This is a genomic window from Curtobacterium phyllosphaerae, assembly GCF_049341865.1.
Classification (GTDB): Bacteria; Actinomycetota; Actinomycetes; order Actinomycetales; family Microbacteriaceae; genus Curtobacterium; species Curtobacterium phyllosphaerae.
In genome coordinates, this window is the sequence record NZ_JBMPIU010000004.1 from 186938 (window position 1) to 212561 (window position 25624).

At 70.6% G+C, this 25624-nt stretch carries 18 protein-coding genes; 8 read left to right on the plus strand and 10 right to left on the minus strand.

Features of this window, described 5'->3' with window-relative positions; translation table 11 throughout:
* The first annotated feature begins 61 nt into the window (after nucleotides 1-61).
* Genes glgX through treZ form a run of 3 tightly spaced genes read left to right on the plus strand, consistent with a single transcriptional unit; the run spans nucleotide 62 to nucleotide 6566 of the window.
* Entirely contained in the window at nucleotides 62-2338 is a 2277-nt protein-coding gene (gene glgX / locus ACO0E0_RS08965; RefSeq protein ID WP_422871061.1) for a glycogen debranching protein GlgX, read from the plus strand.
* On the plus strand, nucleotides 2335-4803 hold the full coding sequence (treY, locus tag ACO0E0_RS08970) for a malto-oligosyltrehalose synthase (protein ID WP_422871062.1): 2469 nt from the start codon (nucleotides 2335-2337) through the stop codon (nucleotides 4801-4803). The genes glgX and treY overlap by 4 nt, the downstream gene beginning before the upstream one ends.
* The gene (treZ, locus tag ACO0E0_RS08975; protein WP_422871063.1) at nucleotides 4800-6566 is read left to right on the plus strand and encodes a malto-oligosyltrehalose trehalohydrolase; all 1767 of its coding nucleotides are present in this window, start codon (nucleotides 4800-4802) and stop codon (nucleotides 6564-6566) included. Before treY ends, treZ begins: the two co-directional genes overlap by 4 nt.
* Before the next feature lie 155 nt (nucleotides 6567-6721).
* Here the strand turns inward: treZ and ACO0E0_RS08980 are convergent, their stop codons facing one another.
* The 6 genes from ACO0E0_RS08980 to ACO0E0_RS09005 all read right to left on the minus strand — a co-directional run bounded on the left by ACO0E0_RS08980 (nucleotide 6722) and on the right by ACO0E0_RS09005 (nucleotide 14156).
* Nucleotides 6722-7501, minus strand: coding sequence for a polyprenol monophosphomannose synthase (locus ACO0E0_RS08980; protein WP_422871064.1), 780 nt, complete (start codon nucleotides 7499-7501; stop codon nucleotides 6722-6724).
* A 66-nt stretch (nucleotides 7502-7567) separates the two neighbouring features.
* Nucleotides 7568-8278 carry a class F sortase gene (locus ACO0E0_RS08985; protein ID WP_422871065.1) on the minus strand — a complete coding sequence of 237 codons (711 nt, stop codon included), beginning with the start codon at nucleotides 8276-8278 and terminating at the stop codon, nucleotides 7568-7570.
* A complete protein-coding gene (locus tag ACO0E0_RS08990; protein WP_422871066.1) occupies nucleotides 8248-9423 on the minus strand; it encodes a family 8 glycosyl hydrolase in 1176 nt (391 codons plus the stop codon). The genes ACO0E0_RS08985 and ACO0E0_RS08990 overlap by 31 nt, the downstream gene beginning before the upstream one ends.
* Nucleotides 9424-9571: 148 nt before the next feature.
* Nucleotides 9572-10402, minus strand: coding sequence for a DUF4397 domain-containing protein (locus ACO0E0_RS08995; protein ID WP_422871067.1), 831 nt, complete (start codon nucleotides 10400-10402; stop codon nucleotides 9572-9574).
* A gap of 80 nt (nucleotides 10403-10482) precedes the next feature.
* Nucleotides 10483-12606, minus strand: coding sequence for an ArnT family glycosyltransferase (locus tag ACO0E0_RS09000; RefSeq protein WP_422871068.1), 2124 nt, complete (start codon nucleotides 12604-12606; stop codon nucleotides 10483-10485).
* Entirely contained in the window at nucleotides 12603-14156 is a 1554-nt protein-coding gene (locus ACO0E0_RS09005; RefSeq protein WP_422871069.1) for a glycosyltransferase, read from the minus strand. Before ACO0E0_RS09005 ends, ACO0E0_RS09000 begins: the two co-directional genes overlap by 4 nt.
* An 863-nt stretch (nucleotides 14157-15019) precedes the next feature.
* Here ACO0E0_RS09005 and ACO0E0_RS09010 point away from each other — a divergent pair.
* The 4 genes from ACO0E0_RS09010 (at nucleotide 15020) to ACO0E0_RS09025 (ending at nucleotide 18818) form a co-directional block, all read left to right on the plus strand.
* Nucleotides 15020-15982 carry an endonuclease domain-containing protein gene (locus tag ACO0E0_RS09010; RefSeq protein ID WP_422871070.1) on the plus strand — a complete coding sequence of 321 codons (963 nt, stop codon included), beginning with the start codon at nucleotides 15020-15022 and terminating at the stop codon, nucleotides 15980-15982.
* A gap of 398 nt (nucleotides 15983-16380) precedes the next feature.
* Complete coding sequence (locus ACO0E0_RS09015; RefSeq protein WP_422871071.1) at nucleotides 16381-16941, plus strand: YceI family protein; 561 nt, start codon at nucleotides 16381-16383, stop codon at nucleotides 16939-16941.
* Between the two features lie 327 nt (nucleotides 16942-17268).
* Nucleotides 17269-17841, plus strand: a complete 573-nt coding sequence (locus ACO0E0_RS09020) for a TIGR03086 family metal-binding protein (protein ID WP_422871072.1) — start codon at nucleotides 17269-17271, stop codon at nucleotides 17839-17841.
* Nucleotides 17838-18818 (plus strand): aldo/keto reductase, encoded by a 981-nt coding sequence (locus ACO0E0_RS09025; protein ID WP_422871073.1) that lies wholly within the window; start codon nucleotides 17838-17840, stop codon nucleotides 18816-18818. Before ACO0E0_RS09020 ends, ACO0E0_RS09025 begins: the two co-directional genes overlap by 4 nt.
* Nucleotides 18819-18862: 44 nt before the next feature.
* Here ACO0E0_RS09025 and ACO0E0_RS09030 read toward each other — a convergent pair whose 3' ends face one another.
* Nucleotides 18863-19780, minus strand: coding sequence for an oxygenase MpaB family protein (locus tag ACO0E0_RS09030; RefSeq protein ID WP_422871074.1), 918 nt, complete (start codon nucleotides 19778-19780; stop codon nucleotides 18863-18865).
* Between the two features lie 82 nt (nucleotides 19781-19862).
* Between ACO0E0_RS09030 and ACO0E0_RS09035 the strand changes: the two genes are divergently transcribed.
* Nucleotides 19863-21548, plus strand: a complete 1686-nt coding sequence (locus tag ACO0E0_RS09035) for a long-chain-fatty-acid--CoA ligase (protein ID WP_422871075.1) — start codon at nucleotides 19863-19865, stop codon at nucleotides 21546-21548.
* Nucleotides 21549-21607: 59 nt separating this feature from the next.
* Here the strand turns inward: ACO0E0_RS09035 and ACO0E0_RS09040 are convergent, their stop codons facing one another.
* The 3 genes from ACO0E0_RS09040 to ACO0E0_RS09050 are packed head-to-tail and all read right to left on the minus strand — an operon-like array spanning nucleotide 21608 to nucleotide 25555.
* The gene (locus ACO0E0_RS09040; RefSeq protein ID WP_422871076.1) at nucleotides 21608-23596 is read right to left on the minus strand and encodes an APC family permease; all 1989 of its coding nucleotides are present in this window, start codon (nucleotides 23594-23596) and stop codon (nucleotides 21608-21610) included.
* Between the two features lie 19 nt (nucleotides 23597-23615).
* Nucleotides 23616-24464 (minus strand): ABC transporter permease, encoded by an 849-nt coding sequence (locus tag ACO0E0_RS09045; RefSeq protein WP_422871077.1) that lies wholly within the window; start codon nucleotides 24462-24464, stop codon nucleotides 23616-23618.
* A complete protein-coding gene (locus tag ACO0E0_RS09050) occupies nucleotides 24461-25555 on the minus strand; it encodes an ATP-binding cassette domain-containing protein (protein WP_422871078.1) in 1095 nt (364 codons plus the stop codon). The genes ACO0E0_RS09045 and ACO0E0_RS09050 overlap by 4 nt, the downstream gene beginning before the upstream one ends.
* Between the last annotated feature and the right edge of the window lie 69 nt (nucleotides 25556-25624).

Sequence of the window (25624 nt, forward strand, 5' to 3'; positions counted from 1 at the left end):
CCGCCGGACATGCACGGCTGCCCCCCAGTAGGTTGGCTCCGTCCCCGACCAGGAGGTCCCTTTGCAGACATGGCCAGGAAGCCCGTACCCACTCGGCGCCACCTACGACGGGAGCGGCACGAACTTCGCCGTCTTCAGCGAGGCGGCGGAGCGGGTCGAGCTGTGCCTCTTCGACGAGCACGACGTCGAGACGCGCATCGACCTCATCGAGGTGGATGCGTACGTGTGGCACGCCTACCTGCCGAACGTCGGCCCGGGGCAGGAGTACGGGTTCCGCGTCCACGGGCAGTACGACCCGGCGTCCGGCCACCGCGCGAACGCGAACAAGCTGCTGCTCGACCCGTACGCCAAGGCGACGAGCGGTGACATCGACTGGGACCAGTCGCTGTTCTCGTACACGTTCGGCGACCCGGACTCGACGAACGACGAGGACTCCGCGTCCCACATGATCAAGGGCGTCGTGATCAACCCGTTCTTCGACTGGCAGGGCGACCGGCCGCCGCGGGTGCCCTACAGCGAGACGGTGATCTACGAGGCGCACGTGAAGGGCCTCACCGAGACGCACCCCGGCGTGCCGGAGGAACAGCGCGGCACCTACGCCGGCGTCGCCCACCCCGTGGTCATCGACCACCTCAAGCGTCTCGGCATCACGACGCTCGAGCTCATGCCGGTGCACCAGTTCGTGAACGACTCGGTGCTCCAGGACAAGGGGCTCAGCAACTACTGGGGCTACAACACCATCGGGTTCTTCGCCCCGCAGTCGCACTACTCCGCCTCGGGTGACCGCGGGCAGCAGGTCCAGGAGTTCAAGGCGATGGTGCGGACGCTCCACGACGCCGGGATCGAGGTCATCCTCGACGTCGTCTACAACCACACGGCGGAGGGCAACCACCTCGGCCCGACGCTGTCGTTCCGCGGGATCGACAACGCGGCGTACTACCGGCTGATGGACGACGACCAGCGGTACTACATGGACTACACCGGCACCGGCAACTCGCTGAACGTCCGGCACCCGCACTCGCTCCAGCTCATCATGGACTCGCTCCGGTACTGGGTCACCGAGATGCACGTCGACGGCTTCCGGTTCGACCTCGCCTCGGCGCTCGCGCGGGAGTTCTACGAGGTCGACCGGCTCTCCACGTTCTTCGAGCTCGTCCAGCAGGACCCGATCGTGTCGCAGGTCAAGCTCATCGCCGAGCCGTGGGACGTCGGACCCGGCGGCTACCAGGTCGGCAACTTCCCGCCGCAGTGGACCGAGTGGAACGGCATGTACCGCGACACCGTCCGCGACTTCTGGCGGGGCGAGCCGTCGACCCTCGGGGAGTTCGCGTCGCGCATCTCCGGCTCGGCCGACCTGTACGAGCACGACGGACGCCGACCCGTCGCGAGCATCAACTTCATCACCGCCCACGACGGCTTCACGCTCCTCGACCTGGTGTCGTACGACGACAAGCACAACGACGCCAACGGCGAGGACAACAACGACGGCGAGAGCCACAACCGGTCCTGGAACTCCGGCGTCGAGGGTCCGTCGGACGAGCCCGCGATCACGCAGCTCCGTCTCCAGCGCCGACGGAACTTCCTCGCGACCCTGCTGCTCAGCCAGGGCGTGCCGATGCTCGCGCACGGTGACGAACTCGGCCGCACGCAGCTCGGGAACAACAACGTCTACGCCCAGGACTCCGCCGTCAGCTGGATCGACTGGGAGCACGCCGACGACGACCTCATCGCGTTCACGGCCGAGGTCGTCCGCCTGCGCCGACACCACCCGACGTTCCGACGCACCCGCTACTTCAACGGTCGACCGGTCCTCCGCGGCGCCGAGGACCCGCTGCCCGACATCGTCTGGCTCACCCCGGACGGCGACGCGATGCTGCCCGCCGAGTGGGACTCGGGCTTCGGCAAGAGCGTCGGCGTGTTCCTGAACGGCGAGGGCATCCGCGGACGCGACGCCCGTGGTGGCCGCGTCACCGACGTGAACTTCCTGATGTACTTCAACGCCCACTCGGACACGGTCACCTTCACCCTGCCGCCGGACGAGTACTCGCCGCACTGGATGATCCGGATCGACACCGCGGACCCGACCGAGAAGGGCGACGTGTTCGACGCCGGTGCGCTGCTCGACGTCCCGGCGCGTTCGATGCTCGTGCTCCGCGCCGAACCGCCGCGCGAACCGTCCAGCACGCCGATCACGACCGTGACCTCGGTCGGCGGTGCGTCCCCGATCGCCGCCCCCACCGCCGCTCCGACCGATGCGCTCGCCGAGTCGAAGACCGCCGATCCGCTCGGTGAGGGCGGACCCACCCGCCGAACCCGTCCCGAGGAGGACCCCGCGTGAACGCCCATCGTGTCCCTGCGTCCACCTACCGCCTGCAGATCACCGCAGACTTCGACCTGGCCGACGCCGCCGCACTGGTGGACTACGTCGCCGCGCTCGGCGCCGACTGGGTCTACCTCTCCCCCGTGCTCCAGGCCGAGACGGGGTCGACACACGGCTACGACGTCGTCGACCACGCCCGGGTCGACGCCGAACGCGGTGGCGACGAGGCGTTCCGCGCCGTCGCCGAGGCCGCGCACCGTGCCGGCCTCGGGGTCCTCGTGGACATCGTGCCGAACCACATGGGTGTCGCCGACCCGTCCTCGAACGCGTGGTGGAACGACCTCCTGACGACCGGTCGGGACGGCGCACGTGCCGACTCGTTCGACGTCGACTGGGAGTTCGGCGGCGGACGGGTCCGCATCCCGGTGCTCGACCACGACCTCACCCCCGGATCCGGCGAGGACGGCATGGACGCCGTCGAGCTCGACGGCGACCACCTGATGGTCGGCAGCACGCCGTACCCCACCGCGCCGGGCACCGTCCACCCGGGCGACGACGTCCGCACCGTGCACGACCGGCAGCACTACGAGTTCGTGCACTGGAAGCGTGCCGACCGCGAGCTCAACTACCGCCGGTTCTTCGCGGTGAACACCCTCGCCGGCATCCGGGTCGAGGAGCCGGAGGTGTTCCGGGAGTCCCACGCCCTCGTCGGCGCGTGGTTCCGGGACGGGCTCGCGGACGGTCTCCGCATCGACCACCCGGACGGCCTCTTCGACCCGGCCGGCTACCTCGCCGACCTCGCGGAGCTGACCGGCGGGGCCTACACGCTCGTCGAGAAGATCCTCGAGCACGGCGAGGACCTGCCGGCGTCCTGGCCGGTCGACGGCACGACCGGGTACGACGCGCTCGGCATCGTCGACCGTGTGTTCGTCGACCCCGCCGGCGCCGAACCGCTCGGACGACTCGACTCGCGCCTCCGCGGGGAGACGAGTCCGTTCGAGTGGGACTCGCTGACCCACGGCACCCGTCGCGACGTCACCGACGGCATCCTCCGGAGCGAGGTCGCCCGGCTGGCCCGGATGCTCGCCGCGGACGTGCCGGACGTCACCCGCCCGGTGCTCGAGGACGCCCTGGCCGAGGTCATCGCGTGCTTCCCGGTCTACCGCACCTACCTCCCGGAGGAGGCGACGCACCTGCTCGAGGCCCTCGAGGCCGCGTGCGGACGCCGCCCGGACCTCGCGACCGCGATCGACCGGATCGCACCGTTCCTCGTCGACGCCGACCACCCGGCCGCGCTGCGGATGCAGCAGACGAGCGGCATGGTGATGGCGAAGGGCGTCGAGGACAACGCCTTCTACCGGTACGCCCGGCTGTCAAGCCTCAGCGAGGTCGGCGGCGATCCGAGCTCCTTCGCGCTGACCCAGGGCGAGTTCCACGCCGCGCAGCAGGCCCGCCTCGCCGCTTGGCCCGCGACGATGACGACCCTCACCACGCACGACACCAAGCGGAGCGAGGACACCCGCGCGAGGATCGCGGTGCTGTCCGAGCTCGGCGACGAGTGGGTGGCCGCGTTCGAGCGCCTGGACGCGCTCGCCCCGCTCCCGGACGGCGTGTTCGCGAACCTCCTCTGGCAGGCGATCGTCGGCGCTCGACCCGCGTCGCGGAAGCGGCTGCACGACTACGCCGAGAAGGCGTCGCGCGAAGCCGGCAACAGCACGACGTGGACGGCTCCGGACGAGGCGTTCGAGGAACGGATGCACGCGCTCGTCGACGCGGCGTTCGACGACCCCGACGTCGTCGCCGAACTCGACCGGATCGACGCCGTGATCGACGCCGCCGGTTGGTCGAACGGGCTCGCGATGAAGCTCGTGCAGCTCACCGCCCCGGGTGTCCCGGACGTCTACCAGGGCACCGAGCTCTGGGACCGCTCGCTGGTCGACCCGGACAACCGCCGTCCCGTCGACTTCGCGGAGCGCCGGCGGATCCTGCGGCACGTGCAGGACGGGTTCCTGCCGCCGGTGGACGCCTCCGGGGCCGCGAAGCTCCTCGTCACCGCGGCCGCGCTGCACCTGCGCCGAGACCGTCCCGAGCTGTTCTCCCGGCACCTGCCGGTCCCGGCGTCCGGCACCGCCGCGGACCACGTCCTGGCGTTCGACCGCGGTGGCGCCGTCACCGCGGTGACCCGGCTCCCGCTCGGACTCGACCGCGCCGGCGGCTGGGCGGACACCCTGATCCACCCCGTCCCCGCCGACCGCGTGGACGTCCTCACCGGCCGCCGTTTCGCTGCGGGCCGGGGCATCCTCGCGAGCGAGCTGTTCCGCACCTACCCGGTCGCGCTGCTGGCACCCGCGGCCGCGGCCGCGGCGGAACCGGGCGCGATGGCCGCCGGGGCCGACGCACCGGGCGCGGACCGGGCCTCCCGTCCGGAGGCCGCGCCGACCGAGACGCAGGCCGAGATCGACATCCTGGAGGGCCACGCATGAACCGCACCACCGTGTTCCGGACCGGACCGGTCCGCGCCGGACGCTTCGAGGTCTGGGCGCCCGACGCCGACCGGGTGCGCCTGGTCGTCGACGGGGTCGAGTACGCGCTCGCCGAGGACGACGGGTGGTGGACCACCGACGACGTGACGCCGACGGTCGGGCAGCGGTACGGCTACCGGATCGACGACGACGACGCGGTGCTCCCCGACCCGCGGACGCTCTCCCAGCCGGACGGGGTGCACGGCACCTCGGAGGTGATCGACCTCGACGCGTTCCGGTGGACCGACGAGTCGTGGACCGGTCGGCAGGCGCGCGGCGCGGTGATCTACGAGATGCACGTCGGCACGTTCACGCCGGACGGCACGCTCGACGCGGCCGCCGAGCGGCTCGACCACCTCGTCGAACTCGGTGTCGACCTGGTCGAGGTCCTGCCGGTGAACGCCGTGAACGGCATCTGGAACTGGGGCTACGACGGGGTCGACTGGTTCGCCGTGCACGCCCCCTACGGCGGTGCCGCTGCGTACCAGCGGTTCGTCGACCGCGCGCACGGACTCGGGCTCGGGGTCGTCCAGGACGTCGTCTACAACCACCTCGGCCCGAGCGGGAACGTCCTGCCGCAGTACGGCCCGTACCTGATCAGCGGTTCCGGGAACACCTGGGGCGACTCGGTCAACGTCGAGGAGCCCGAGGTCCGCCGCTTCGTGCTCGACAACGTGCGGATGTGGTTCCGGGACTTCCACGTCGACGGGCTCCGGCTCGACGCGGTGCACGCGATCCGGGACACCACGCGTCCCCATGTCCTCGCCGCGATGGCGTCGGAGACCGAGTCGTTCGCCACGCACGTGGGTCGGCCGTTGTCGCTCATCGCGGAGTCCGACCTCAACGACCCGGTGATGTTCCTGCCGCGGGAGTCGCACGGGTACGGGCTGACCGGACAGTGGTCGGACGACTTCCACCACGGGTTGCACGTCGCGCTCACCGGCGAGACCACCGGGTACTACGCGGACTTCGCCCCGCTCGCCGCCCTCGCCAAGGTGCTCGACCACGGGTTCTTCCACGACGGCACCTGGTCGTCGTTCCGCGGTGCGCTGCACGGGAAGCCGATCGACCGGGGCACCTCGCCGACGACGGCGCTCGTCGTGGCGAACCAGAACCACGACCAGGTCGGCAACCGCGCCGTCGGGGACCGGCTCGCGGCGACGCTCGACGACGACGGTCTGATCATCGCCGCGGCGGTCACCCTGCTCGGCCCGTTCACGCCGATGCTGTTCATGGGCGAGGAGTTCGCCGCGTCGACCCCCTGGCAGTTCTTCACGTCGCACCCGGAGCACGACCTGGGCGAGGCGACGGCGAAGGGGCGCATCGCCGAGTTCGCGAAGATGGGCTGGGACGAGTCGGTGGTCCCGGACCCGCAGGACCCGGCGACGTTCCAGAACTCGAAACTGCAGTGGGCGGAGACGCTCGAAGGTCGCGGCGCCCGTGTCCTCGCCGCCTACCGGGCCCTCATCGCGCTGCGCCGACGCGAAGAAGCACTCGTCGACTGGCGGTACCTGGCGAACGACGTGCGGTTCAGCGAGGACCGGCGATGGCTGGTCCTGCGACGCTCGGACATCCACGTCGCGGTGAACTTCCTGCCCGGGTCGAGCGAGGTCCCGGTCCCGTTCGCGGGCGCCGAGCCGGAGGTCCTGTTCTCGACCGACGGCGTGACGCACGCCGCCGGGTGCCTGCGGTTCACCGGGCGTGGGGTGGCGGTGGTCCGGTAGTCCCGGGCAGAGCGTTCCGCCGGGGCGGACGGACGGGAGGCGCAGCTCACCTCACGCAGGTCCGGTCCCGTCCGCCCTCTGGAGCGCTCGCAGTCTCCGGCCGGACCGGACGCCGCCTGCACCACGAGGACCGTGGCAGGCCAGCGCGTGCCGGACTACGCCGACACGTGCGCGTTCGCCCGTACCGACGGCAGCCGACGCCGGTGCAGCACGAGGCTCTTCACCTCGCGAACGCGGCGGTCGATGCCCCAGCGCGTCACGAGCGTCAGGCTCTCGCGGACGATGTTGCCGCTCATCTTGGACACGCCGAACTCCCGCTCGGTGAATGTGATCGGGGTCTCCACGACGCTCAACCCTGCCTCGAGTGCACGCCAGCACAGGTCCACCTGGAAGCAGTAGCCCTTCGACGCGATCCCGGTCAGGTCGATCCGCTGGAGCGCCCGGGAGGTGAACACCCGGAAGCCACCGGTCGCGTCCTGGACCGCGATGCCGAGCGCGAGCCGCGAGTAGAGGTTCCCGCCCTTCGACAGGAACGCGCGGTGCCAGGGCCAGTTCTCGACCTGCCCGCCCGGGACCCAGCGGGACCCGAGCACGAGGTCGTGGGTCTCGGACAGCTCGAGCATGTGCGGGAGGTACTCCGGGTGGTGCGAGCCGTCCGCGTCCATCTCGACGAGGCGTTCGTACCCGCGCTCCAGTCCCCACGCGAACCCGGCGAGGTACGCTCCGCCGAGTCCGTTCTTCTCGGAGCGGTGCAGGACGTGCACCCGTGGTGACGAGCTCGCGAGCGCGTCGGCGATGTCGCCGGTCCCGTCCGGGGAGTTGTCGTCGACGATGAGCACGTCGACGCGGTCGGTCGCACGGAGGGTGCGGTCGACGATCATCCGGACGTTGTCCTTCTCGTTGTACGTCGGGATGACGACCAGGGTGTCGTTCATGCGCGGTGGCCTCTCGGAGTCTGGTGCTGCTGGTCTGGACGATACTGACGGGGGCCCGATGGGGAACTACTGAGCACCGTCGAGGTCTGCGAAGACGATCAGGTTGTCCGTGTAGTGCCCGGCCGTCTTGTCGAACGTGCCGCCGCAGGTGATCAGCCGGAGTTCCGGCGTCGGGGTCGTGCCGTAGACGCTCGAGGTGGGGAACGCGTTCTTCGCCGCCTGCTGCGAGCCCCGGACGGTGAACGTCAGCGTGGTGCCGTCGGACATCGAGACCATCACCTGGTCACCGGGGGCGAGTTCGTCGAGGTCGTAGAAGATCGCGGCGCTCGTGAGCGAGTCGACGTGGCCGGCGATCACCGCGGGACCGACGTGGCCCGGGACGACGCCGTCGCTGTACCAGCCGGCGTCGTTCCACTGGGTCGGCGGTTCCAGTGCCCCGTTCGGGTCCTTGTGGAGGTCCTCGAGGGTCGCGTCCACCTTGATCGCCGGGATGTGCACGGAGACGGGGGTGGCGTCGGCGGCGGTGGTCGACGTCTTGTTCGCGGTGGGGTCGAGCGGCCCGGCGGCGGCGTTGTTGCCGAGCGGCGAGGACGACGGGCGGGGCGTCGACGTGGCCGATCGCGTGGAGCTGGCGTCCGGAGAACTCCCAGCGTCCGACCCTGCCACGGCGGCCGACACGCCGACTCCGCCGCCGATCACGACGACGGCGCCGACCACGGTCGCCCATCCCCAGCGCGGCAGCCGGATCACGAGGAGCTCCCGCCGTCGGCCGCGCATCCGCCGAGGACGTCGGAGGTGAGCATGGTCGCCCCGAGCGCCGCCCAGGCGTCACCGTAGTAGGTCGGTGTGGACGCGGAGGTCCGGTCGGCACGGACCAGGTCCGCCGTCGCGGCAGCGGTCGATCCGGTGGCCTGTTCGCTCGCGGCACGGGCGGCGTAGGCCAGCGCGCTCGTCGAGTCGGTGACGGCCGTGCCACCCAGGTCGAGCTGTGCCGCGAGCTGCGTCGTCCGCCGGAGCGTCGGTGCGATGCTGCCGGCGAGCACCCGGTCGTCGGCCGAACAGGACTCCGCGTACCGCAGCGGCATCCGCATCGCGTCCCAGCCGTACACGACGGGACCGCTCTCGCCGCTCGCGGACGGCAGCGGGTCGACCGTGCCGTCCTGGTGGACCTGCGCCCAGTCGCTCGGCAGGTCGGTCTCCGCGAGGATGTTCTGCGCGACGACGCGGGAGCCGGTCTCGAGTTCCCGCCAGCGCGGGTCGCCCGTCGCGGACGACAGGACCGCGTAGGCGACCGGGGACGCGTACGACACGTCGTACTTGTAGGGGTCGGCGGTCTTCGCCCACGGCCCCGGCAGGAGGATCCGCCCGACGTCCGTCTGCACGGTCTCCCGATCGAGGATCGCTCTGCCCATCTGCTTGCCGGCCGCGGTGTACGACGGCTCGTCGAACCGCTCGCCGGCGAGCACCAACGCGCGTGCGGCGTCGAGGTCGGCGTCGCTCGCGGACTGCTCGTCCGCTGTTCCGCCCCGTTCCTGCCACCGCCACGCGAGCAGGTGGTCGTCACCCTGCAGGTGCTGCCGCGTCCACTTCCAGATGTCGGCGAACGTCGAGCGGTCGTCGGACGCGAGCGCGATGAGCATCCCGTAGGCCTGCCCCTCGCTCACGGTGTCGCCGCCCTGGTCGGTGCGGACGACGCGGCCACCCCGGACGTAGTCGTCGAGGAAGTCCTCACGGAGCGCGGCAGCCGATCGGGTCCCGTCCGGCACCGCCTTCGTGGTCGTCGTCGAGCTGGGCTGTCCTGCTGCCTGCTCGTCATCGGCGGTGGTCGTCCAGGGGTGCACCGCCGTGACGGCGATGCCCCCGGTCACGAGCACGGCTGCCGCGGCGAGCCCGGCGATGGGGGCCCACTGTTTCCTCGTCATGCTGTCCTCTCCGGGCGCACGGTCCCGCGATGCGGGCGGCCCGTGTGGTCAGTACGTCGGTCGGTGGGTCGAGCCCGTGTCAGGGCACGGACCGTCGGACGGGAGGCGCGGTGCGGGCTGGCACCGCACCTCCCGTCCGTCGTTCGGTTCAGTGCACCAGCGTGTCGACGGCCTTGACGATGCCGTGCGAGATCGCCTCGATCGGCGACCCGGCGGTTCCGCCCCCACCGGTCTGGACGCCGCCGACCGGCGTGGCGCCGACCGTGGCGCTGTCGACCACGGGCACGACGGTCAGGTTGCCCTGTGCGTTGTCGAGCACGAAGAGCGTCGAGACGGAACCGCTGGCGAGGTCGACGTCGGCCGATCCGGTCTGGCCGCCGCCCCGGACGGACAGCGCCCACTTGCCGGCCGCGACCGACGCGTACTGGGTGGCCGTGCCGAACTCGGCGTCCTTCGCGACCGTCGTGCCGGTCGTCGTGCTGACGCTCACGGTCTTGGCGTTCGTGGCGGCCTGCACGAGCCGCAACCGGGCCTGGCCGTCCGCAGGGGCCGTCAGGTCGTCGGTGAACGCGGCCGTCTTGAGGTTCTTGTTCTTGCCGTACGCCACCACGGTCGTCGGCGATCCGGCCTTCACGGTGACGTCGGTCGAGATCACCGGGGTCGAGTTCGGTGCATCCGTGGCGCGCATCGACAGGACGTACGTCCCGGCGGGCAGCTCCTTGTAGGCGCTGACCTGCCCGTACTGCACGTTGTCGAGCTCGAAGACGCTCGCGCCACCGGACAGGTTCGACAGCTGGACGTCGACCCCCTTGGTGTCCGGTGAGAGGTGGCCCACGCGGAGCCATCCGTCGGGTTGGGCCGCATCGGCCGGGGTGCCGACGCCGATCATCGCGGCGACGACGGCGGCGGCGATGCCGCCGGCGATGGCGAACCGGGTACGGCGCGTCAGGGGGGATCTCGTGCTGGTTCGGGATGACATTCTGGTCCTGCTCCTTGTCCGCGGAAGGGACGTCCGCGTCGTGGATTGTGTTCGGTTGGGGGTGCTGACGACCGGGTCGATCACGAGGCCGCCGTGATGGTGGTGGTGGGGTCGGTGGCCGAGAACGTGACGGTCAGGCGCTTGCCCTCGCGCTGCACGTCCTCGGCTGCGTACGTGCCGGACATCGCCCGGATCGTCTGCTGGATGCGGACGGCGTCGTCGAGCGAGTTCGCCTCGAGACTCATCCGCCGGAAGACCTGGCCGTCCTCGCCCGGGAGCGGGGTGAACCGGTCGACGTGCAGGGACTGCCCGGCGAGCAGCTGCCCGAGGACGATCACCGCACGCTGGTCGACCTGTCCGGCATCGAACTGGCTCTTCGTCCCGGCGTTCGCCTCGAGCGCGGGGTTCTCGGCGAGCTGCGTGCCGATCGTCTTCCGGACGTTCGCCGCGTCGGTGATCTCCCGCTTCGCGGCGGCCTCCCCCTCGGGGTGGATGCGACGCACGTCGACCTGCTGGTTGCCGGTGCCGAAGCTCGCGACGACGCTCGAGTTGCGGATCGCCTTCGCGACGTCCGGGGAGGAGTTGCCACCGGTCCGCATCGAGTCCGTCGTGATGACGTAGTCGGAGTCCTTCCAGCCGTTCGGCGACTGCTTCTCGACGGCTCCGTCGGTGTCGAGCTTGTAGTACCAGATCACGTTGTCCCGGGCGAAACCGTCGTCGACGAGGTCGACCCACATGGCGTCGTCCACGATCAACCGGGAGCTCTTGTCGACGTTGCCGCTGACCCAGGTCTCGGCCTGCTGCATGGGTCGGTCGAGGTTCGCGAGGAAGAACCCGCGGAGCTGCCCGGTCCAGAGCGGCACCGCGACGACCAGGGCGGCGGCCATCGCGGCGAGCCAGGCGACGCCGACCGTCCGGCGGAGGGCGACCTGCTTGCGCCGGACACCCATCACCGCGATCACGGCGCGCTCCCCGGCGACGGCGATCAGCAGTGCGCCGAACGGCACGAGCATGATCACGTACGGCACCGGCAGGTAGCCGTTCGGACGGAACATGAACAGCAGGAGGAAGACCATCATCGCGGCGATCGGTCGGACACGGCGGAGGAACAGTCCGGCGATGCTCGCGACGATGCCGGCGACGATGAACGTCGGGTCGAGCTGCCACCACTGAGAGGCTGCGTCGAACGCGAGGCTGCCCGTGTCGAACACCGAACCGCTGCCGTTCCGCGACGCGAGCTGGTAGGTGATCCCCTGGAGCAGGCTGACCCGACCCGGGCCGGGGAGGAGTTCGCCCTTCACCGCGGCGAGCATGATGTAGCCGCCGCCGATGATGACGAGGACCGCCGCCGCGACACTGAGCGTGTAGCGACGGGTGCTGCGATCGCTGTTCCGGATCATCGTCCACGCCAGGAACGGCAGGGCGAGCAGGTACGTCTCCTTGCTGAGCGTGGCGACGCCGAGGCATGCGGCCGACGCGGCGAACCCGGCGAGCTGCTGCCGCTTGCTCAGGGCGAGCACGAACGCGGCGATGAGCCACGGGGTCGCGACGTTGTCGATGTACACCGTGCGGTGGTACTGCACGGCCAGCGGCGACAGGGCGAAGACGAGCGGGGCGACGACGGCACCGGCACGGGACAGGCGGAGCTTCCGTCCGAGCACGAAGAGCAGGAGCGCGGACACGACGGTGAAGAACACCATCGCCTCGCGGGCGGCGTCGACGGCGAACGGGTAGCGGAGGAACGCGCCGGTGAGCTGGGTGTAGCCGGCGATCTGGATCCAGCCGAGCGGCGGGTGGTCGTACCAGTACGTGTAGTGGGTGATCTCGCCGAGGTGCGTCAGTGCCCACGCCTGGGCGGTGTACGTGCCCTCGTCGTCGATGCGCTGCGGGTTCCCGGTCATGTTGACCGACTGCACGACGGCGGCGATCGCGAGGGCCGGGGTGATCCACGCGATGCTGCGGGCGTGCGCGACGAACCAGCGGGCGATGCCGGACTGCGCGGCGGCACCGGTGCGCGGCGAGGCCGACCCGTTCTTCGTGCCGGTCGGTCCGATCTTCGTCCCGCCCGACCCGCCCTTCGTGCCGGGCGATCCGTTCTTCGTCCCGGTCGGCCCGATCTTCGTGCCGGTCGGCGTGCCCGGGGCGGTCGTGGTGGCCGGTGTGCCCGTCGGCGTGGCCGGCGCGGTCGTCGTGCTGGCGCTCATCGGTCATCTCCGTTCGAAGTCGTGCTGCGGGCACCCGACGCGCCGCCGGAGACGGCTCCGGACAACGGTCGGGACCCTGCTCCGGACATGGCGAGGACGGGCTGGGACTGCGTGACGGCGCTCGGGGAGCCCTGGACCTGCGGCTGACGGTGCTGGTTCGTGTGCTCCGTCTTCTCCCAGCCGTTCTGCCCGCGCACGTGGCGGACGACGCTCCGCACGGCCGCTGCCGCGAGGAAGATCTGGTACGGGATGAGCCCGAGCACGAGCTTCACGTAGTCGCGGACGCGGACCTTCTCCTGGTAGATGCGGCCGAACTCGTTGAGGCCGACGATCTCGACGGCCAACAGCATGAGCGTCGGCGCGACCGGGATGAACGACACCAGCGCCACGGCGGTCGGCACCTTGACGAAGACGATCATCAGGACGCTGAGCGGGATGAGCAGGCCGGTGGCCGCCTGGACGAACGGCATGACGAGCAGGTACCGGGCGAAGAACCGCTGCTTGGCGGTGGGGAGCTTCTTGTACTCGCCCTTCGCCAGCACCTGGAGGAAGCCCTGGTTCCAGCGCGTGCGCTGCTTGAGGAGGGACACGAAGGTCGGCGGGGTCTCCTCACGGGTGACCGCCTCCGGGCTGTAGGCCACGACGACCTTGGCACCGTCGGCAGAGAGCCGGACGCCGAGCTCGCAGTCCTCGGCGAGGCAGTGCGCGTCCCACCCGTTCGACCAGTCGAGCCGCTCCTTCGTGACGAACACGGTGTTGCCGCCGAGCGGGATGAACTTGGACTCGGCGTGGAAGTGCAGACGCGAGCGGAACCAGAAGTAGTACTCGAGCACGTTGCGGAGGCTCCACCAGCTCGACCGGAAGTTCATCAGCTGCACGCCGCCCTGGACGACATCCGCGTTCGTCTCCTGGAATCGCGAGTCGACGAGCGACAGGAGCTTCGGGTAGACCTCGTCCTCGGCGTCGAACACGCCGACGATGTCGCCGGTCGCGGACTGCAGCGCGAGGTTCATCGCCTTCGGCTTGTTCTTCGGGAGGGTGTCGTCGACGACGACGCGGATCAGTTCCGGGTGCCGTGCGGCGGCCTCGCGGACGACGCGGTCGGTCTCGGGGTCGTCCTCGCCGACGATCGCGATGATCTCGAAGTCCGGGTGGTCCTGCATCGCGAGCATGTCGAGGGTCTCCCCCATGACGTCCTGCTCGTGACGGCCGGGCACCAACAACGTGAAGCGGTGCGCGGCGGGCAGCGGGTCGGCGCTGAAGCTCGTCGACTTGAGCGCATCGCGGGAGCGCCACGCGTGCAGCATCCACCAGAGCGTCGAGAGCGCGATGCAGGTCAGGAGGATCGAGGTGGCGATGAGTGCCGAGTACCCGATCCACTCGCCGATGCTCCAGGAGCCCGTCGAGACCGCGCCGGAACCACCGGTGGGGACTGTGCTGGTCCCTCGGTTCGGCGTGTCGTCGGCGGGGCCGTTCTGGCTCGGCTGCAGGACGGCGGCGGCGAGCGTGGTGGCATGCGATGCAAGCGAGCTGATGAGGTGACTACTCATGGACCAGGGCCTCCTTGGGACGGGGAACGACTGCCGTGTGTGCGACGGAACGGGACGTCGTGCCGAGCACGAGACCGATTCCGCTGCCGGCGACGTTGTCGGCGAGGGTCGAGGTGGGAACGAGTACGGGATGCGAGGGGAACGGGACGCGGCTGATCGCGGTGGACGACTCGAGCGGACGCAGGGTGGAACGGCTGGGACACGGCGGTCCGTGCACCTTGGCTGTCCCCAGGACGGGGATCACCCGTTCGAGGGTCATGGTTCGGGTCATGTCACTCATTCGGGGGCGCTCGATGATGTGTTTGGGTGGGTACCGGGTCGTCCAGGCGTTTGCCAGAAACGTGACATCTCTGGTTCACACGGGGACGGCCGACCGTGTCGCGTCGCCATCGGTGCGGCGGCCGTCGACGCGCGGGAGCGTCGACGACGGGTCGGCGGCCGCGTCACTCGGTTCGACGAGACGGCCTCTCCGCGTCGTCGCCAGGGAGCGGGACGCGTCGTGCGCCCACTGTGTCACGCCGGGCGTCCCCCGTCCGGGGGACATGAGGAATCATGCGCTGAGTGGACACGCGGGCCGGGCCGGACGGGAGGCGCGCTGCGGGCCCGCCCCGCGCCTCCCGTCCGGCTGGCGCGCGGGGGCCGCGCCCTGCGGGCGTCCTGTCCTGTCCTGTCCTGTCGCGTACCCGACCCGTCTTGTCCTGTCCGCCGACCGTGCAGTTCGACCCCGTCCTGGGCCCGCAAACACGGCCGAAGTGCACGCTCGGCGGCCGCGCGTCCGCGGCGAGCCCCTCCACAGGGCCGGGTTCTCCACAGATGGGAGCTCCGGGCGGCCACGTGGGAATGGCCTCGGCCAGCATGACGACATGACCGCTCGCCGACCGCTCCCTCGCGCGCTCCGCGACGAGCCCTTCGCCGTGCGGGACGCCATGACCCGGGGCGTCGACCGGCACCGGCTCGGTCGATCGGACCTGACCGCACCGTTCCGCGGCGTCCGCACACCGGCTGTGTCGCAGTCCGGTCCTGGCCCGAGGACCGTCCTCGAGACGCTCCGCGCGTTCCAGCCCCTCCTCGCGCGCGACCAGGCGTTCAGCCACACCACCGCGGCGATGGTCTGGGGCATCCCGCTCCCCCGCGCGTTCCAGGGGGTCGAACCGATCCACGTCGTCACGCTCCGACCCGACGCGGCCATGCGGCGTCGCGGGGTGGTCGGACACCGCGGCGCCCGGTCGACACCACTCGAGCGGTACCGAGGTGTGGCGGTCACGGACCCGGTGTCCACCTGGATGGCGCTCGGGAGCCTGCTCGACGTCGACGACCTCGTCATCGCTGCGGATGCGGTGGTCGGCGAACTGCGGCTCGCGAGGCTCGAGCACCTCCATGGCGCAGTCGCGAGAGCTCCGGGCGTGCGGGGCGTCCGGAACCTCCGCGCCGCACTGGTCGATGCGCGGACGGGTTCGCGGTCCCCCGGCGAGACACGCCTCCGACTCGTGCTGACCCGCGGGGGCCTCCCGGAACCCGAGCGCAACCTCGACGTCGTCGTGGCCGGACGCCGGATCGCGTGCGTCGATCTCGCCTACCCGGCCGCGCGGCTGGCCATCGAGTACGACTCCGACCTCCATCGGACGGATCCGGCGGCGTACCGGAAGGACCTGACACGCTCCGAACGCCTGAAGGACGTGGGGTGGTGGGTGATCCGCGCGACGGCGTTCGACGTCGGGGTCGGTGCTCCGGAGTTCCTCGCCCGGGTCCGTCGCTTGCTCCGGGCGGGCTCGGGTGTCGGCCATCGCCCGCAACCGCGTCCATCGGAGCCGCCTCACCCGCGGTGAGCGTGCAGTTCGGCCGCGTGCGCCCGGCGCTGACGTGGCAGAACTGCACGGTCGGCGGGGCGCCCGAGTTCGGAGGTGGCACACCGGGACCCGCGCTTGGATCTGGGCCCGCCTCCCCGCCCGCATCCGCACCCGCGCCCGCGCCCGCACCCGCACCTGCACCTGCACCTGCACCTGCACCTGCACCCGCACCCGCACCCGCGGTGAGCGTGCAGTTCGGCCCCGTGTTTCCGGAGGCGACACGTCGGAACTGCACGGTCGGCGCGGCTCCGGGAGTGAATCCGCGCGAAACAATTGGTTGTCGGATCAACAATTCCGCCCCGGTTGCAGTAGAGTGACGGTCGATGCGCTTGCATCGACCAGGCCATCCGGCAGACCACCACCCCCGAGGAGCACTCATGGCACTCACCGCATCCACCATCCCCGGCTACGCCGCCGGCACCTGGACCCTCGACCCGGCGCACTCCGAGGTCGCCTTCAGCGTCCGCCACCTCGCGATCAGCAAGGTCAAGGGCAAGTTCGAGCAGTTCGACGCCACCCTCACCACGGGCGAGAACCCGCTCGACACCTCGATCTCCGCGACGATCGAGATCGCCAGCGTCAAGACCGGCCAGGAGCAGCGCGACGGCCACCTCCGCACCAGCGACTTCTTCTCGGCGGACGAATTCCCGCAGATCACCTTCACGTCGACCGGCATCCGCGAGGACGGCGACGACCTCCTCGTCGACGGCGACCTCACGATGAAGGGCGTCACCAAGCCCGTCACGCTGAAGACCGAGTTCGGAGGCATCACCACGGACGGCTACGGCCAGACCAAGCTCGGCGTCGAGGCCACGACCAAGATCGACCGCACCGGGTTCGGCGTCACCTGGAACGCTGCGACCGAGGCCGGCGGACTGACGCTCGGCAACGACGTCACGATCACGCTCGACCTGCAGTTCACCGCTGCCGCCGCGTAGTCCACTCCGAACGAAGCCCCGGGCCCACACGTGGGACCGGGGCTTCGTCGTGTCCGCGGTGTCGAGCCCACAGCATGGAGACCGCGGCATGCAGTCCGGGGCGTCGGATCCGGAGCAGTGACCCCAGTCCTCCCCAGTCCGGCAGGCGGTCGCCGTCGTCCCCAGCCGGGAGGCGCGACCCGGCCGTGCGCACAGCGCACGGCGTAGCGTGGAACCGCTCCGATCCTCCCGGCCGACACCCGGGAATCGCCCAGCCGCCGTGCGCGTTCTCCTGACCGCGTTCCGCGGCACGGACGGAGCGACGCCAGCACGAACGGGAGCACCACGATGGCACACGACTGGATCGACCTGCAGGAACGGGCCGCCGCCGAGTTCGGCCGCAGACTCGCAGCCGTCACCGACTGGGATGCCCCGACGCCGGATTCCGAGTGGACGACGCGCGACCTCGTCACCCACGTGATCGACGAACAGCGGTGGATCCCGCTGCTCCTGACCGGCCGCGACCATGAGCAGGCCGAAGCCGACCTCGAACCGATCGGTGACGACCTCGTCGCCGCGTGGTCGTCGTTCGCGGCGGCGGCGACCGCAGCGTGGCACGACGTCCCCATGGACACCCCCGTGCACCTGTCGACCGACACCGTCCGCGCCGGCGACTACCTCGCCGAGCAGACATCGGACATCACGATCCACACGTGGGACCTCGCTCGCGCGACCGGGTCGGACGAACGCCTCCCCGACGACCTGGTCGAGGCCGTGTGGACCGTCTTCGAACCCCAGATCGACTCGCTCGCCGCGAGCGGTCTGTACGACGCGCCGGTGCGCGTCGACGACCAGGCACCACTCCAGACACGATTGCTCGCCGCGACCGGCCGCGACGCGCGGGACAGGACAGCAGCATGAAAACCGTTCGACTCGGCACCTCCGGCCTCGAGATCAGCGCCGTCGTCCTCGGGATGATGAGCTACGGCGAACCGGACCGTGGTGGCCACCCGTGGAGCGTCGGGCTCGACGAGTCACGCCCGTTCATCCGCCGCGCGTTCGAGGCCGGCATCACGACCTTCGACACCGCCAACGTCTACTCGCTCGGATCGAGCGAGGAGATCACCGGCACTGTGCTCAAGGAACTGGCACCGCGCGAGGACGTCCAGATCCTCACCAAGGTCAACGGGCGGATGCGCGACGGCCGGAACGGCGCCGGACTCTCCCGGGCGACGATCATGCACGAGATCGACGCCTCGCTCACACGCCTCGGGACCGACTACGTCGACGTCTACCAGATCCACCGGTTCGACCCGAACGTCCCGATCGCGGAGACCATGGAGGCCCTGCACGACGTCGTGAAGGCCGGCAAGGCCCGTTACATCGGCGCGAGCAGCATGTGGGTGTGGCAGTTCGCCGAGATGCAGCACACGGCGGAGCTGCACGGGTGGACACCGTTCGTGTCGATGCAGGACCAGTACAACCTCCTCGAGCGCGAAGAAGAACGCGAGATGCACCCGTACTGCGCTGCGACCGGCGTCGGCGTGATCCCCTGGAGCCCGCTCGCGCGTGGCAAGGTCACGCGACCGTGGGGCGAGTCCGGGACCAAGCGCGAAGGGACGGACGAGTTCGGCAAGACCCTCTACCGGCAAGACGAGGACGCCAACCGGGCGATCGTGGACGCGGTCGCCGCGGTGGCCGAGGGGCGAAGCGTCCCGATGGCACAGGTCGCCCTGGCGTGGGCGGCGGGCAAGTCGGCGGTGACGGCGCCGATCGTGGGTGCGACGAAGGCCCACCACATCGACGACGCCGTCGCGGCCAGCGACATCGAGCTGACCCAGGACGAGATCGACCAGCTCGAAGCGCCCTACACGCCGCGGGAACCGTCGGGGTTCTGAGGACGCAGCCCGGGGCTCAGGGCTCAGGGCTCAGGGCTCAGGGCTCAGGCCACAGCCTGGGCGCGGAGTCGTTCGATCCGGACGAGCGCTGCCCGCTCGGTCCCGGGCCGACCGCCGAGCACCCGGCCGATCCCGTCGAGCACGAGCTTCGTCGACGTGATCGCCGGGGCCTGGAGTGGCCCGATGGACGGCGTCCGCAGTCCGAGCAGCTTCCGGTGCCGCGGGTCGAGCGAGGCGACCGCTCCCTCGAAGAGCACCCGGTAGCCGGGCTGCAGCAGGCGGGCGAGCGGCGGGTTCCGGATGAACCGCACCACCTCGAGCGTCCGTGAACTTACCGCGAGTTCGCCCCGGTCGAGGTACCCGTCCATCGCCGCACGCAGCTCGGCGTCCGATTCCGGCGCGTCGACGACGTGCATCAACCGCCCTGCCGTCGCCCATTCCCGGACGTACGCATCCGCACCGCCCGGGATCGGTCCGCCCCACAGCTCGGCACTCCGCAGGAACCCGTCCGCGAAGGCCAGATGCACCCACCGCAGCAGGTCCGGGTCGTTCGCGGTGTAGTCCCGGGTGACCCCGTGCCCGTCGACGAACGTCCCGTGCACCCGCTCGTGCAGGCGCAGGACCCACTCGCTGCCGGCGGTGGCGGTGGCGGTGTCGCCGTGCGAGACGGTGTAGATCCAGCGGATGGTGCCGGCCAGACGCCCGAACGGGTCCTCGCGGAACCGGGAGTGGTCGTACACGCCGGCGAGCGCACCCGGGTGCAGGGCCTGCACGAGGAGCGCGCGGATCCCGGCGACGATCGTGGACATGCCGCCGTGCACCGCCCACGTCGCGGAGTCCGGCCCGAAGAACCCTGCATCGGTGCCGTGCTCGAGATCGTCGATCCACGCCGGGCGAGTGGTGGAACTGCCGGTGAACGTCTCGTTGAGCCGATCGCGCATCGCAGTGGCAAGGGAAACCATGTCCGAATTGTCCGCCGCGCGCCTGACATCCTGCACGGTCCGCTCCCAGCGCCCTCCCGGTCGGGCCTCTAGGGTGGTCGGCGTGAGCAACGACACGCCACGGCCATGGCTGGCCAGCTACGCGCCCGGAGTTCCGCACGACATCGACGAACCGACCGGTTCGCTGCCGGACATCGTGGAGACCTCGGCGAGCCGGTTCCCACGCCACGTGGCTCTCGAGTTCTTCGGCCGGACGACCACGTACGCGGAGCTGCAGCGGCAGATCGAACGGGCCGCGAACGGTCTCCGCCGGCTCGGGGTCGTCGCCGGCGACCGTGTTGCGCTCGTCCTGCCCAACTGTCCACAGCACGTCGTCGCGTTCTACGCCGTGCTGCGGCTCGGTGCGATCGTGGTCGAGCACAATCCGCTGTACACGCCGCGTGAGCTCCGGCACCAGTTCGAGGACCACGGGGCGAAGGTCTCGATCGTGTGGGACAAGACGGTCGCGACGCTCCAGGACTTCCCGTCCGACCTCCGGCAGCGCGCGATCGTGTCGGTCGACCTGACGCGCGCGATGCCGAGGAGCACCCGGGCCGCGCTGGCGCTCCCGCTCGCAAAGGCGCGGGAGTCCAGGGACCGGTTGACGACGACGGTTCGCGGCACGACGAAGTGGGACGACCTGGTGGACGGCCGTCGGCTCCGCCGGCGCCATCCGCGACCGGCCACCGACGACGTCGCCCTCATCCAGTACACCTCGGGGACGATGGGCTCGCCGAAGGGTGCCGTGCTGTCCCACCGGAACCTCATCGCGAACGCCGCCCAGGCACGCGCCTGGATCCCGCAGATCACCCCGGGCGACTGCACGGTGTACGCGATCCTGCCGATGTTCCACGCCTACGGGCTCACGCTCTGCCTCACCTTCGCGATGAGCATGGGCGCCCGCCTCGTGCTGTTCCCCGCGTTCGACCCCGCGCTCGTCCTCAAGGCGATGAAGAAGCACCCGCCGACGTTCCTGCCCGCCGTTCCGCCGATCTACGCTCGGCTGCAGCACGCCGCCGACGCCGCGGGCATCTCGCTCCGCGGGATCGAGATCGGCATCTCCGGCGCGATGCCGCTCAGCAAGGACGTCATCGAGCCGTGGGAGGAACGCACCGGCGGGACCCTCGTCGAGGGCTACGGTCTGTCCGAGACCTCGCCCGTCATCATGGCGAACCCGGTGTCCGACGGTCGGCGACTCGGCACGATCGGCGTGCCGTTCCCGTCGACGCACATCCGCGTCGCCGACCCGGACGACCCGTCGCGGGACGTGCCCGTCGGGGAGGCCGGCGAACTGCTCGTCAAGGGCCCGCAGGTGTTCTCCGGGTACTGGGGCCGTGCCGAGGCGACGGACGAGGCCTTCACGGCCGACGGCTGGTTCCGGACCGGCGACATCGTGTCGATCGACGCGGACGGCTACGTGGCGATCGTCGACCGGCTCAAGGAGCTGATCATCACGGGTGGGTTCAACGTGTCACCGTCCGAGGTCGAGGACGCGCTCATCGCCTCGCCCGCCGTCCGCGAGGTCGCCGTCGTCGGCATCACGCAGGGCGGGAACGAACAGGTCGTCGCGGCCGTCGTGCCGACCGACCCGGCATCGTTCGACGCCGACGCCCTCCGCGAGTTCGCCCGCGAGCACCTCGCCGCCTACAAGGTCCCGCGGCGCATCGTCGTCGTCGAGGACCTGCCGCGGTCGATGATCGGCAAGGTGCTCCGTCGCAAGGTCCGGGACCGGATCGTGGACGGACGCTGACCGCGACCCCCACGGGCAAGGTCCGGGACCGGATCGTGGACGGACGCTGACCGCACCCCTCAGGACACGTGCACGGCCGGTCGACGAGTGACGTCCGCCTCGGCCTCGCGGAGGACCTCACGGGTGACCGGGGCGACCTCGCCCCCGCCGGTGAACAGGAACCGCAGCATGTTGCGGATCGGGCTGCCCTCGGTCCACTCGAAGTAGATGCCGGGGACGACACCGGTGAGGTCGCGGATCGCGAGCAGTGTCGACGCGATCGTGTTGGGCACGTTGCCGGACCGGACCCGGAGCACGCGGAAGCCGGACGTCACGACGCCCTCGACGACGAGGTCCTCCTCGAAGTCCGACGAGTCGGCCGGCAGCACCTCGAGGAACATCGTCGGCACCCGCGCCGGGATCCCCGCGTTCCGGCGTTCCACGCGACCCTTCTCGCGGTAGGACTCGGCGGTCCCGGACCCGGGCTCGTTCGAGATGATGCAGATCGTGCTGAACTGGTCCGCGTCGGCCTCGACGAACTGCCGGGCGACGGCGTCGAGTTCGATCGACGACGCACGGAGCTCGAACGACCGGCGGACCCGGGACACGAGTGACACGACGACGATCGCGATGATGAAGATCGCGGCGATCCGGACACCGTCCGGGCGTTCGATGACGTTCGCGACGGTCGTGTAGAAGAACACGACCGTCACGAACCCGAACGCGATCATGCGCTTCCGCTGCCGTCGGCGTCGTGCCGAGAGCGTCACCGCGACGGAGGCGCTGGAGATGAGGACGAGCACGCCCGTCGCGTACGCCCCACCCTGGGCGTCCACGTCGGCGCGGAAGATGATCGTGATCGCGAAGGCGATGAGCGTGAAGATGATGACGAGCGGCCGGACGGCGCGAGCCCACTGCGGTGCCATGCCGTAGCGGGGCAGGAACCGCGGCACCAGGTTGAGCAGACCCGCCATCGCGCTCGCGCCGGCGAACCAGAGGATCGCGACCGTCGAGAAGTCGTAGATGCTCCCGAACACGCCCCCGAGGTACTCGTGCGCCAGATAGGCGAGCGCGCGCCCGTTCGCCTGCCCGCCGGGCTGGAACTCCCGCTGCGGGATCAGGAACGTCGTCACGATGCTCGACAGGATGAGGAAGGAGCTCATGATGATGGCCGCCGTCGTGAGCAGGCGACGCGTCCCTCGGATCCGGCCTTCCGGGCGTTCGGTGTGCTCGTCCGACGGGTCCCCGGTGACCTGCGGCATCACGGAGACGCCGGTCTCGAACCCGGACAGGCCAAGGGCGAGCTTCGGGAACACCACGAGCGCGATGCCGATCATGACGAGCGGGTTCGCGTGCTGTGTCGTGAGCCCCGTCCACCAGTCGCTCGCCACGCTCGGCCGTTGGAAGACGTGCACGAACGCGACGAACACGACCACGACGTTCAACGTGAGGTAGACCGCGACGAGGCCGACCGCGATGCCGATCGCCTCGCGGAACCCGCGGAGGAACACCACGCCGAGCAGTGCGATGAGCGCCAGGGTGAGCGGCACCGGGATGTCCGTGAACCAGTGCGGTGTGAACGGGTTCTCGGCGATGTGCGCGGTGGCGTCCGCGGCCGACAGGGTGATGGTGATCATGAAGTCGGTGACGGCGAACCCGAGCAGCACGAGCACGAGGAGCTTTCCGGCCCACCACGGCAGGAGCTTCTCGAGCATCGCGATCGAACCCGCCCCGCGGAAGCTGTCGTTCGCGACGCGACGGTACACCGGGAGCGCGCCGAAGAGGGTCACGAGGACCAGGACGATGGTGGCGACCGGCGACAGCAGCCCGGCGGCGAGCGCAGCGATCGCCGGCTGGTACCCGAGGGTGGAGAAGTAGTCCACGCCGGTCAGGCACATCACCCGCCACCACGAGTGGGTCTTCTCGACCTCGGTCTGGTGCGGACCCTGCTGTGCGGCCTTCGTCGTGGCACCCTGCAGCATCCAGGCCGTGACGCGGTCGCGGCGTGCGGCGATCCGGATCGCGGCGGTCGTCGGGGGCAGGGCCGGGGGCGTGTCGGGAGCGCTCATCTCACGTCGAGGATAGGGCCTACTTCGCGCTGATCCGCGTGTACTTGTCGACGCTCCACGGGACGAACACCGCGAGCATCACCCCGATCCCGATCAGCACGGTCACGAGCGGGTGCTGCATCGTCCAGATGTCGGGGACTCGGGTCGAGCCGACGTTGCCGAACAGCTCGCGCGCGGCCTGCACCAGGGACGACACCGGGTTCCACTCGGCGAACACGCGGAGCACGAGCGGCAGCGTGTCGCTCGGCACGAACGCGTTCGAGACGAAGGTCAGCGGGAACAGGATCATGAAGGACGCGTTGTTGATGACCTCGGGCGTCTTGACGCTCATGCCGAGCAGCGCCATCACCCAGCTGAACGAGTAGCTGAACAGCAGCAGGAGCGCGACGCCGCCGACGAACTCGAGCGGCGACGAGTTCACCCGCCACCCGACGGCCAGCCCGGTGAGCATCATGATGACCATCGAGATGGTGTTCAGCACGAGGTCGCTGTTGGTCCGCCCGATGAGCACCGCCGACGCACTCATCGGCAGCGTGCGGAACCGGTCGATGAGCCCTTCCTTGAGGTCCTGCGCCATCGCGGAGCCGGAGAAGGTCGCGCCGAACACCACCGTCTGCGCGAAGATCCCCGCCATCAGGAACTGCGTGTAGTCGGTTCCCCGCACGGCGATCGCCCCGCCGTACACCTGGCTGAACAGCAGCACGAACATGATCGGCTGCAGCACCGCGAACACGAGCATGTCCGGGGAGCGCTTGATCTTCGTGAGGTTCCGCCTGGTGATCGTCCAGCCGTCAGAGAACCAGACGGCGACCGGCGCGGTCACGACGACCGGGAGCGGCCCGATCGACGGCCGACCGATGATGGTCATCGTGCCGTCTCCCGTTCGCGCGCCGGGCCCGGGGCCGCAGGAGGACGGACGCCCGCAGCCGCGTCGGCCGACCCGCCGCCGGCGATCCGGCCGTCCGCAGCCCCGCCGCCAGCAGACCCGCCGTCGTCAGCGCCGCCGTCGGGCGCGGCCGCATGACCGGTCAGGCGGAGGAAGACGTCGTCGAGTGTCGGCCGACGCATGCCGGCGTCGTGCAGCGCGACACCGGCGCAGTCGAGGTCCGCGAGGATCCGCTGGAGCGCGGCCGGACCGTCCACGACGGCGATCGAGTGCGTCCGGCCGTCGCCCGAGCTCTCGACGTCGCCGTTCCCGTGCCGCCGGAGCGCGTCGACGACGGCGGACGCGGACGCACTGTCCACGACGGTCACGACGACACGGTGTCCGCCGACCTGTGCCTTCAGTTCGTCCGACGTGCCGCGGGCGATCACCCGGCCGTCGTCGATGACCGCCACGTCGTCGGCGAGCCGGTCGGCCTCCTCCAGGTACTGCGTCGTCAGGAGCACCGTGGCACCGTCCGCGACGAGGTGCTCGATGACGTCCCAGAGCGCCAGCCTGCTCCGGGGGTCGAGACCGGTCGTCGGCTCGTCGAGGAACAGCACCCGGGGGTTCATGACGAGCGCACCCGCGAGGTCGATCCGGCGCCGCATGCCACCGGAGAACCCCTTGACCGGCCGGTCGCCTGCCTCGGAGAGGTCGAACACGTCGATGAGCTCCCGAGCCCGGGCCCGCGACGCCGCCCGACCGAGGTGGTAGAGGCGCCCGATCATCTCGAGGTTCTCGAACCCGGTGAGGTTCTCGTCGACCGCGGCGTACTGCCCGGACACCCCGATCGAGCGACGGGTGGCCTGCGGGTCAGCGAGCACATCGACCCCGGCGATCGTGGCGCGACCGGAGTCCGGACGGACGAGCGTCGTGAGGACCTTCACGGTCGTCGTCTTGCCGGCGCCGTTCGGCCCGAGCAGGGCGGTCACGGTGCCTTCGGGAACGTCGAGGTCGAGTCCCGCGAGCGCATGGACCGGGCCCGACCCGGACGCGTAGGTCTTGGTCAGCCCTGCTGCCTCGATGATCGACATCGGCCGCTCCTCGGTCGTCGTGCGTCGTGGTCTGCGATCCGGCGCCCCACCACGGCCGGGGCTCGCGAC